The sequence below is a fragment of the Streptomyces sp. NPDC001156 genome (assembly GCF_053598275.1).
The window spans coordinates 1-9,694 of sequence record NZ_JBSFJX010000266.1 but is presented as its reverse complement, the minus strand read 5'-3'; the positions used below and the strand labels follow the sequence as shown (position 1 = coordinate 9,694).

Annotated in this window: 11 protein-coding genes; 9 read left to right on the top strand and 2 right to left on the bottom strand. The window is 69.5% G+C overall.

Annotated elements, in window-relative coordinates; all coding sequences use genetic code 11:
* The first annotated feature begins 307 nt into the window (after positions 1-307).
* The 4 genes from ACWDA7_RS46615 (at position 308) to ACWDA7_RS46600 (ending at position 2,828) form a co-directional block, all read left to right on the top strand.
* On the top strand, positions 308-571 hold the full coding sequence (locus ACWDA7_RS46615) for a hypothetical protein (protein WP_450613488.1): 264 nt from the start codon (positions 308-310) through the stop codon (positions 569-571).
* A 296-nt stretch (positions 572-867) separates the two neighbouring features.
* Positions 868-1,458 (top strand): YceI family protein, encoded by a 591-nt coding sequence (locus ACWDA7_RS46610; protein WP_450613486.1) that lies wholly within the window; start codon positions 868-870, stop codon positions 1,456-1,458.
* 103 nt (positions 1,459-1,561) lie between these two features.
* On the top strand, positions 1,562-2,074 hold the full coding sequence (locus tag ACWDA7_RS46605; protein ID WP_450613484.1) for an aconitase family protein: 513 nt from the start codon (positions 1,562-1,564) through the stop codon (positions 2,072-2,074).
* 73 nt (positions 2,075-2,147) lie between these two features.
* Positions 2,148-2,828, top strand: coding sequence for a helix-turn-helix domain-containing protein (locus ACWDA7_RS46600; RefSeq protein WP_450613482.1), 681 nt, complete (start codon positions 2,148-2,150; stop codon positions 2,826-2,828).
* Between the two features lie 5 nt (positions 2,829-2,833).
* Here the strand turns inward: ACWDA7_RS46600 and ACWDA7_RS46595 are convergent, their stop codons facing one another.
* Complete coding sequence (locus ACWDA7_RS46595) at positions 2,834-4,063, bottom strand: IS110 family transposase (RefSeq protein ID WP_450613490.1); 1,230 nt, start codon at positions 4,061-4,063, stop codon at positions 2,834-2,836.
* A 323-nt stretch (positions 4,064-4,386) separates the two neighbouring features.
* On the opposite strand from ACWDA7_RS46595, the gene ACWDA7_RS46590 reads away from it, so the two are divergent.
* A complete protein-coding gene (locus ACWDA7_RS46590; protein ID WP_450613480.1) occupies positions 4,387-4,722 on the top strand; it encodes an integrase core domain-containing protein in 336 nt (111 codons plus the stop codon).
* A 242-nt stretch (positions 4,723-4,964) separates the two neighbouring features.
* Here the strand turns inward: ACWDA7_RS46590 and ACWDA7_RS46585 are convergent, their stop codons facing one another.
* Complete coding sequence (locus ACWDA7_RS46585) at positions 4,965-5,855, bottom strand: alpha/beta hydrolase (protein ID WP_450613478.1); 891 nt, start codon at positions 5,853-5,855, stop codon at positions 4,965-4,967.
* A 281-nt stretch (positions 5,856-6,136) separates the two neighbouring features.
* Between ACWDA7_RS46585 and ACWDA7_RS46580 the strand changes: the two genes are divergently transcribed.
* From ACWDA7_RS46580 to ACWDA7_RS46565, 4 genes are all read left to right on the top strand, one after another.
* The gene (locus ACWDA7_RS46580) at positions 6,137-6,859 is read left to right on the top strand and encodes a flavin reductase family protein (protein ID WP_450613476.1); all 723 of its coding nucleotides are present in this window, start codon (positions 6,137-6,139) and stop codon (positions 6,857-6,859) included.
* Positions 6,856-8,061, top strand: coding sequence for an alpha/beta fold hydrolase (locus tag ACWDA7_RS46575; RefSeq protein ID WP_450613474.1), 1,206 nt, complete (start codon positions 6,856-6,858; stop codon positions 8,059-8,061). The genes ACWDA7_RS46580 and ACWDA7_RS46575 overlap by 4 nt, the downstream gene beginning before the upstream one ends.
* Before the next feature lie 40 nt (positions 8,062-8,101).
* Positions 8,102-8,890 (top strand): enoyl-CoA hydratase/isomerase family protein, encoded by a 789-nt coding sequence (locus ACWDA7_RS46570; protein ID WP_450613472.1) that lies wholly within the window; start codon positions 8,102-8,104, stop codon positions 8,888-8,890.
* 88 nt (positions 8,891-8,978) lie between these two features.
* The gene (locus ACWDA7_RS46565) at positions 8,979-9,578 is read left to right on the top strand and encodes a CGNR zinc finger domain-containing protein (protein WP_450613470.1); all 600 of its coding nucleotides are present in this window, start codon (positions 8,979-8,981) and stop codon (positions 9,576-9,578) included.
* Positions 9,579-9,694: the final 116 nt, after the last annotated feature.

The following is a 9,694-nucleotide window of genomic DNA, read 5'->3' as shown; positions in this document are numbered from 1 at the left end:
CGGCAACCGGCCCGTCGACAACCACCCTACGAACCAACCCCCGAGATCACCACGATCTGCTTGACGTCCGTTAGGAACTCATCAGTGCCCGCCATACGAGGTGAGTGCGCTACAACATCACGAACCAGTACACGCTCCTGCACACCCACGCACGCTCCTGCACATCCGAAAACGACCAGTTCCCCACCCCCTGCGGGGCACGGTCGACCTTGGGTAGGCTGCGAGCGGCCCCGCCCCCTTCCCCCACCAGCCGGTTTGCGACGCCCGGCTGCACGCACCGGCGGGCCCATGCCCAGGGGGAACGCACGTGAGCACAACACCGCCGAGAAGACCCACGCCCGAAGAACTGGTGGAGCGCCTCGCCCACGTCGGGCGGGCCTTGTGGGCAGCCACACACTTGGGCGATCCGACGCCGGCGGTGGCCCGGTTGCGCGACCCGATGGACCAGCCCCGACCCGGCGACCTGGTCATGGAAGTTACACCGTTCGCTGCCGACGACTTCGATCCGGACAGCATCGGCCGCCTGCTGAGAATCGAACGATGGCCGCTGGCCCACACGATGCGTGATTGAGCCGCTGCTGCGCCCGGGCGAAGAACGCGACGGACTGGACCGGTCCCTCATCGCTCTGCCCGATCAGCCCAGTTACGCCCAGTGGACCGACCAACCGCCACCACCCGGTGACCAACTTCCTTGCCCCCTGGCCGACCAGGCGGGTAGACCCGCCCCTTACCGGTGTGCGCCCCCTGGCCGAAGGGCGCGGTAGCGGCCACTGAGCCGTACCGGTTCTGCTCGAGTTCCACCCGGGCGGCCCCTCCTGCACGCACACCTCAGGACGCGGACCACTCTCATCACGTACAGTCAACTTTGTGGCACTGAGTGATGGAACATACGGTTTCGGGCCGCCGACAGGCCGCCTGCTGATCAAGACCAGCCGCGCCGGGCTCGGCCGGAAGGCCGGGCACGACCTCACGATGGAGGCCACCCGATGGTCCGGGAACGCGGTGGTCGTCACGGATGATCCGGGCAAGTCGTCGGTGACTGTGACGGTCGAGACGGGATCGCTGACCGTCCGGGAGGGGACGGGAGGACTCAAACCCCTCACCGACGCCGACAAAGCGGAGATCAAACGGACACTGCAGGGCGAGGGCCTGCTGCACACCGCACAGCACCCCGCCATCGCCTTCCGCTCCACAAGCATCACGGGAACGCCCGAGTCCTTCGAAATCACGGGGGACCTCACCATCAAAGGCCGGAGCCACCCGGTGACCGTGCACGGGGGCAGTGACGGGGATGGGATGGTGTGCGGCTGGGCGACCGTCACCCAGCCCACCTGGGGGATCAAGCCGTACAGTGCATTCCTGGGTGCGCTGAAACTGGCCGACGACGTCCGGATCGAGTACGCGGTGACCGAGCTGGAACCACAGTCCGGCCCCGGGCAAGCCCTCGAACAGCCCTAGCGGGCAAGGACACGTCCCGTAGCCATTCAGGCCCTTCCGCGCTGTTCGCAGCGGATCGGTGTCGGCTTGCCGCACCGGAGCCGGGCGCGCAGGTCTGGGCCTTGTGACGCTCTCCCACGGCACGCTGGCGCACCGGCTCATCGCCGATCACCTCGTCGACGGCCGGATGGAACCCGGCCGCGAGATCGGCCTGCAGATCGACCAGACCCTCACCCAGGACGCCACCGGCACCCTGGTGATGCAGGAACTCGAGGCCCTCGGCCTGGACCGGGTCCGTACCGAGGTCAGCGTCCAGTACGTCGACCACAACCTGCTCCAGGCGCACGAGCGCAACGCCGAGGACCACGCCTTCCTCCGCTCCGCCTGCCGCCGCTTCGACATCTGGTACTCCAAGCCCGGCAACGGCGTCTCCCACCCCACCCACATGCAGCGCTTCGGCGTTCCCGGCAAGACGCTGGCCGGATCCGACTCCCACACCTGCGCAGCCGGGTCGCTCGGCATGCTCGCCCTCGGCACCGCGCAAACCGGGCGCCTCAACCGGTACGAGGTCGAAGAGGAGCAGCAACGGGCGCGGCGTACGTGCCGGCCGAGGTCAGAGTGGGCCTGTCCCGCGTGAAAACCCTGGTTCGGGCCCCTGATCAGGACGTTTCGCTGCGGGACGGTGGTAGACCGGGGCATGATCGAGATCCATGCGGTGGTCATGGATCTATCTGCTGACGCGCAGGTCGCTGGAGCTGGCGGGCCTGCGGCTGCTGGGCAACACTGCCAAGGACGTCGAACTGCTGGTGCTGCGGCACCAGCTCGCTGTACTCCAACGCCAGCTCGGTAAACCGAAGTTGGAACCGGCCGACCGGGTCCTGCCGGCGGCCCTGTCGCGTCTGCTGCCCAGACAGAGCTGGAGTAGCTTCTTCGTCACCCCAGCGACGCTGCTGCGCCGGCACCGGGAGCTGATCGCCGCCAGGTGGACCTACCCCCACACGAGGCCGGGTCGGCCGCCGATATCGGAGGAGACGCGGGAGCTGATCCTGCGTCTCGCGCGGGAGAACCCGTTGTGGGGACACCGCAGAGTGCAGGGAGAGCCGGCCCGGTTGGGCATCACGGTCTGCGCCGCCACCGTCCGGTCAGTACTGCGGCAGGGCAACATTCCGCCCGCGCCCCAGCGGGCTCACGACGCCTGGGCCTCCTTCCTACGCGCCCAGGCTTCGGGACTGCTGGCCTGCGACTTCTTCCATGTGGATACCGCCCTCTGCCGGCGGCTGTACGTGCTGTTCGCCATGGAGGTCGCAACGCGACAAGTGCACGTCCTCGGCATCGGCGCGCACCCGAACCGGGACTGGGTGACCCAGCAGGTGAGACATCCCATGGCGTAGGGGTGTCAAGCGGCGGTGGTGAGGGTTGCGTGGTGTGACCACGCTGTTGCCTCGTCGTAGAGGGTGCGGGTCTTCAGGCACCCGTGGAGGATGCTGACGAGGCGGTTGCCGAGCTGGCGCAGGGCGGGGTTGTAGCCCGCGTCGCGCGCCCGTTGCTTCTCGTAGTAGCGGCGGGCGCCGGGCGAGGTGTTCAGCGCGGAGAATGCCTGTTTGTGGAGGGCGTCGGCGAGGCGGTCGTTGCGCGCATAGCGGGCGTGGACGGCGTGGGTCTTGCCGGAGGCGCGGGTGATCGGGCTGGTGCCGGCGTAGTTCTTACGGGCCTTCGCGGAGGTGTAGCGGGTGGGGTCGTCCCCGAACTCGGCGAGTGCCCGGGCGCCGGTGATCTCACCGATGCCAGGCATCGACAGGTAGATCTCAGCGTCCGGGTGCGCGAGAAAATGTGCGCTCACCTGCTCTTCCAGGGCGTCTATCTGCTCGTTGAGCGCGATCAGCAGCCTTGCGTGCGCGACCGTCGCCGCGCCGTAGGCGGCGGCCACCGGAGCGGCGACGCCGAGCTGCGCCTCGTGCAGCGCAGCCTGGATCGCGGCGGCCTTCTGGTCCCGGTTGCGGCGGCGGTGCCGGGCCAGGACCGCGGTGATCTGTGGCCTCGTCAGCTTCGCCGCCTGCTCCGGGGTGGGGGCCTTGATCAGCAGTTCCAGGGCGTCGGTGCTGGTCAGCTCCAGGGCAGCGTAGGCGGTCAGCGCGCCGGGGAAGTACTCGCGCAGCGTGTTGCGCAGTCGCTGGAAAGTGCGGGTTCGCTCCCAGATGAGGGTCTGGTGGGCACGGGCGACGACGCGGATGGCCTGGGCCTGGTCGCTGTCGCCGGCGACCGGACGTAGCTGGCTGCCGTCGATGCGGACCATGTCCGCCAGCGCGTGGGCGTCACCTCTGTCGCTCTTGGCACCGGAGGTGCCGTAGCGCTCCTTGAACCGGGTCGCCTGGCGGGGGTTGATCCCGTAGACCCGGTAGCCGGCCGCGATCAGCGCCTGCACCCACGGGCCGCGGTCGGTCTCGATCCCGACCATCACCCGCCCGGCTTCCAGCTCCCCGCCACCGTGCCGGGCGACCAGCGCATGCAGCTTCGCGATCCCCTCGACCCCCTCCGGCAGCCGCGCGGTGGCCAGCCTGCGGCCCGTCGCGTCCTGCAGCTCGACGTCGTGGTGGTCTTCGGCCCAGTCGTCGCCGATGAACAGCACCAGCTTCTCCAACCTGTCGCGTCCAACATGCATGCAGCCAGCGGGAAGCGCGGCTCGCGCCCTAATGGATCCAGTGCTCACGCCCAACCGCCCGGCGGGCACGCCATCCCATTAGCGGTCAGGCCTCCCGGCCGACCAGCAGGGGCACGGTCTCACCTCAGAGCTCACCGGCTCCGGAACTTGTAGTGCTCACCTGCTGGCGGCTACGGACCGTAGTCTCTCCTACCGCCCGCTGAGCCCCATTAGGAACTTGATGATGGACCTCGAAGATCGGGTGGACCGGTTCCGGTTCTTCCTGCGCGACCGGGACGGGAAGTTCTCTGGTGCCTTCGACGCCGTGCTCGCCGACGCGGGCGTGCAGGTGCTACTTTCCCCGGCCGAGATCGCCGAAGGCAAACGCCTTCGCGGAACGCTGGGTCGGCACCGTCCGCCGCGAGTGCACCGACCGCCTGCTCATCATGAACGAACGGCACCTGCGCGCCGTCCTGAACACCTACACCGACCACTACAACCGGCACCGCCCCCACCAATCCCTCCACCAACGACCTCCCCACACCGCAGAGACCGGACACACGGCACCCGTCATCCCCTTGGGAGGCCGCGTCCGTCGCACCCAACTACTCGGCGGCCTCATCAACGAGTGCCAGCAAGCAGCCTGACGGCAGGCAGACAAACGGCCTGATCAACAGCCCGAACCAGGGTTTTCACTCGGGACAGGCGTCCGGCCCGCCACTCGCGGGGCGCCGCCGTCGCCGCCGGTCTGCCCCTCGCCGGCCAGGCCTGGCGGCGCCGCGGCCGTCACCGGCCGCTCTCGGTGCCGGCGTCGGTCGTGGTCAGGTGCGGGTTCCCGTGCCGTCGGCAGTGCCTGCGGTGCGCACCGGCAGCACGGGGACGCCGGGCGTCACAGGTGGTGCCGGAACCATGCGAGGGCGGCGCTGCTGGCCGGCTCGAACTGCCGGTCGTACGGGTCGAAGTGCCCGCCGGGAATCAGGACGAGTCGTTTCGGTTCCAGTGCCCGCTCGTAGGCCTCGAGCGCGACATCGGTCACGGTCAGGTGGTCGGCCTCGGCGACGATCATCAGCAGCGGTCTGGGTGAGACGCGCTGGATGAGCTGTCCCGGTTCGTACATCCGCGCCCAGCGGGTCGAGCGCACGGTGACCCGGTTCTCCCAGGTGTTTTTCGCCGGGGCCTGCAGGTAGAACTCGATCGCGTCCGCCGAGGTGTAGGACGCCTTCACGCCCGGGTCGGCGCTGACCACGCGCTGGTATTCCAGAGGCTCGCCGCGTGCCGCGCGGCGTTCGGCGTCGGCGAAGCCCTCCTCGAGGGCCGGTACCAGATGCGGGGGCACGCGTCGCAGGGCCTGGAGGTAGCCGCTGATGTTGGGCACCTGCGCCACCACGGCCGACAAGCGGTGGTCGGTCGCGCCGAGCACGATCGCGTGACCGCCGGCGTAGCTGCTTCCCCAGACTCCGAGCCGGGAGGGGTCCACCTCCGGCTGCGCCTCCAGGAAGGAGATGGCCCGGCGCCAGTCCTCGGCCTGCTGCCAGGGGTTGACGTCGTGGCGCGGCTCGCCGTCGCTGGCGCCGAAGCCCCGGTGGTCGTGGACGAGGACCGCGAACCCGGCCTCGGCGAAGCGCCGGGCGAAGCCTTCGAGCGCGTGCTCCTTGACCCCGGCGTAGCCGTGCGCCATGGAGATCGCCGGGTGCCGGTCGGGTGTGTCGGGGACGAAGTACCAGCCCCGTAGGACGACTTCGCCATCGGCGGTGAACTCGACATCGCGCCGCTCAACCACAGGTACTCCCTTTCTTGCCGGCCGGCCGCGGAGCCCGCCGGGCCGCGGTGGGGGATCGCAGGCCCGGCACGCCGTGCGGGCGGCGCCGCCCCTGCGGATCAGGCGGGCGAGGTACGTGACCCCGGCTGGCCGTTGCCTTGACGGGCGGTGAGCCTAACATCGGAAAGTCACAGGCAACAGCTCTACACCTCTGACAAAAGCATCCCTCGTCGGCAGGGTTGACGACATAGGTGATCTGCATATGCTTGTGGCTCCCAGTTCGGCTCCCGAAGGGGAACGCCATGATCATCAATGCCGCTGATCTCGACCCGACCTCCAGTTACAAATTGCTGATCGGCAGCGTGTTGCCGAGAGCGATCGCATGGGTCAGCACACAGTCGAGCCAGGGCACCGGCAACATCGCCCCGGTCTCGTTCTTCACCGTGGTCGGCCGGCTTCCCCCGGTCGTCTCGATCTCCCTGCAGCCCCGGGCGGACGGGGTGACCCTCAAGGACACCTTCGTCAACATCCGCGACACCGGCGAGTTCGTGGTCAACATGGCGACGATCGACCAGGCCGACAGCCTTCACCGCTCCGCCTTCGAGTTCGACAGTGACGTCGACGAATTCGAGGCGCTCGGCCTGCGCAAGGGCGCCTGCGAGATCGTGTCGGCGCCACGCATCCTGGATGCGCCGATCTCGATGGAGTGCGTCGTCGACCGCATCATCGCGATGCCCCCGTTGCCCGATCATGTCGTGTGGGGGCGCGTCGAGCGCTTCCACATCCGCGACGAGGTGTATCTCGACAACGGAAGAATCGACGTCGGCGCCCTCGGGGCGGTCGGGCGGCTTGCCGCCGAGTACTCCCTGGTCGACAACATCTTCACCACCCCGTTGCCGCAGGAGCTCGTTGAGCGGCTCCGCGTGCAGCGCAGCCGGCGGCTCGATGAGCGTGCCACCGACTATTCACCCATCGACACGGCCGAATGGTCGGCCTCCGGCTCGACGAGGACGGAAACGGCATGACCACCACACCCGGGGGCTTCCCCATCACCCGGACCGCGGCCCGTAAGGCCGGCGCTGCGACCGTGCTGTTGATCCACGGATTCCTCGACGACGCGCAGGTCTGGGACGGAGTCGTGGACGCGCTCGACGGCAAGGCCGCGACCGTCAGGTACGACCTGCCCGGCTCAGGGGCACGCGCCGATGACGTCGCCGACCCCCGGGATCTGTCGCTCGAGGGCTTCGCGGCCGAGGCCGACGCGCTGCTTGAGCAGATCGATGCGCCCGTGATCGTGGCCGGGCAGAGCATGGGCTCGCAGGTCGCCGAACTGGTGGCGGCACACCATGCCGACAAGGTCCGCGGCCTTGTGCTCCTCACGCCTGTTCCGCTCGGCGGCACCCGGCTCCCCGACGAGGTCGTCGCCCCGTTCCGGGCGCTCGGGGGGCAGGCGGACGCCCAGCGTACGGTGCGCTCGCAACTGTCACCCGCGCTGGGCGAATGGGAACTCGACCGGCTCGACCGAGCCGGCGGCGCAGTCGCCCCTGACGTCGTGGCGCGTTACGTGGACATCTGGAACCAAGGCGTCGACGACGCTCCCACCCCGAGCCGCTACACCGGGCCGGTCCTCCTCCTTCGCGGCGGCGCCGACGGATTCGCCAACCAGGAACTCGTCGAGGCGATCGGCTCCCGGTTCGCGCCGGCCGACGTCCAGGTGGTCGACGGCGGCGGCCACTGGCTCCACGTCGAGCAGCCGGCGATCGCCGCGTCCGCGATCCTCGACTTCACGGACAAGGTCGTCGCGGGGACCGCGACACGCGGGTGGCAGACGGGATTCGCCGACCGATCGGAGAACAGCTTCGCGGACGGTTTCGCCGAGGACATCGTGCTCGAGGCCGCCGTCCTGGCCAAGCCGATCCGGGGAAAGGCGCTCGTCGCGCCGGCGCTCGCGGCGGCCAGCTCGCTGTATGAGTCGCTGGAGTTCACCGAAGAGACCACCGACGGCCCGACCAGCTATCTCCAGTGGCGGGCAACGGCCTTCGGCGGCGTGGAGATCGCAGGTGTCACCGTGCTCTGCCGCGACACCGACGGGAAGATCGTTTCTGCGGCGATCCACCATCGCCCGCTGACCGCCGTCCTCCGCTTCTCCGGAGCGCTTCGCGATCTGCTCACCGGCGTGATTCCGGCCGACCACTTCCACGGCGATCAGTACCCGCACCAGGGCTGAGACAGCACACCCCACCAAGGACCACAAAAGGTAGCACCGGATGCCTCATCTGCATTTCTCCATCCACGACTCCGTCGCCGAGTTCACCCTCGCCCACCCCCCGCAGAACCGCATCGACGACCAGATGTCGGAGGAACTGCTAGCCGCGGTCGGCAAGGCGGAAGAGGCGGGCGCTCGCGCGATCCTGATCCACGCGGCCGGCGAGGACTTCAGCTTCGGCGGCGACATCGTGCAGTGGCCGCAGCTCGGGAGCGGGGAACTGCGCGCCCGGTTCGAGAGCTACATGTCCGCCTTCAATCGCCTCGAGCAGGTCCCCGTTCCGGTCGTCGCCGCCGTCAACGGCCTGTGCTTCGGGGGAGGATTCGAGCTCGCACTCCGCGCCGACGTGGTCTTCGCCGGACAGTCGGCAAGGTTCGGACACCCCGAGCAGAGCATCGCGATCGTCACTCTCCTCGGGGGGATCTACCGCGTGGCCGCCCGCGCGGGCCGGGCACGAGCGTACGAGTGGGCCCTGACCTCCGAGCAGGTCCCGGCCGAGGTGATGGCGGCGGCGGGCGTCATCAACCACGTCGTGCCGGACACCGACACGGTGGAGCGGGCGCGGTCGTTCACACGGTCCGTCGCCTCCGGCCCCACGCGTGCGCACGCCGCCCACAAGGCGCTGCTGAGGCTTTGGGAGTCGGGCGGGTCACGGGCCGCCGACGACGCGATGTTCGACATCGCCATGCCGCTGTTCGAGACCCAGGACGTCCGCACGGCGCTGCCGGCGTCGGTCGAGGCCTACCTGGCAGGCCGCCCACGGCCGCGTTTCGACTTCCAGGGCCGCTGAACCGACCGGCCCGACCGCTTGCAAGAACATAACTCCGATAGACTCTTACAGCAGGCACGAGTCTGCCGGTAGGACGAAGGGGAGCGGAATGACGGCACGGTGGCCCGCGAGTATTCGCTACGCCGAAGCGGAGGACGCCGCCCCCGGCGGTCTCGGCTTCGTCGTGGACCTGCTCAGCACGGCCAGCCACGGCAAGCCGCCCGAGCCGGACCTGCTGTCCGACGTGGAGACGGCGCAGGCATGGCTCGACGCGTCGTTGAAGGCGTTGCGGGACGCCGACCCGCAGGCTCCCGCGGAAGCGGTAGCGCTTGACGACCGGGGCCTGCGGCGACTGCGCGTGTTGCGCGACCAGCTGCGCCGCGTGCTTGCCGGGGAGGCGCCGAACGGGCAGCCGGCGATCGTGGCACGCACCTCGGTGACCGTCACCGCTGCCGGGCCGGCGATCGCACCCGGTCAGGGCGGAGTCGAGGCCCTGCGCACCTACGCGCTCGTCCAGCTGCTCGCCGCGTCCTATCGCGACACCTTCAAACGGGTGAAGGTGTGCGCGAACCCTCGCTGCCAGGGCGCGTTCTACGACCGGTCCAAGAACTGCTCGCGTGTCTGGCACGACGTCGCGGCGTGCGGGAACGTCGAGAACGTGCGGGCCTACCGGGCCCGCAAACGGGCGCAGAAAACCGCGTCGCACTGAGCAGAGCCGCCCCAGGGCGGCTCTGCCGTGCTTTCGGGCGCCACGGTCGGCATCCGCAAAGGAGCGCCGGGTGCCCTGGCGCCTGACTCCGCACCAACCGGCGCGGGACGTCGGGC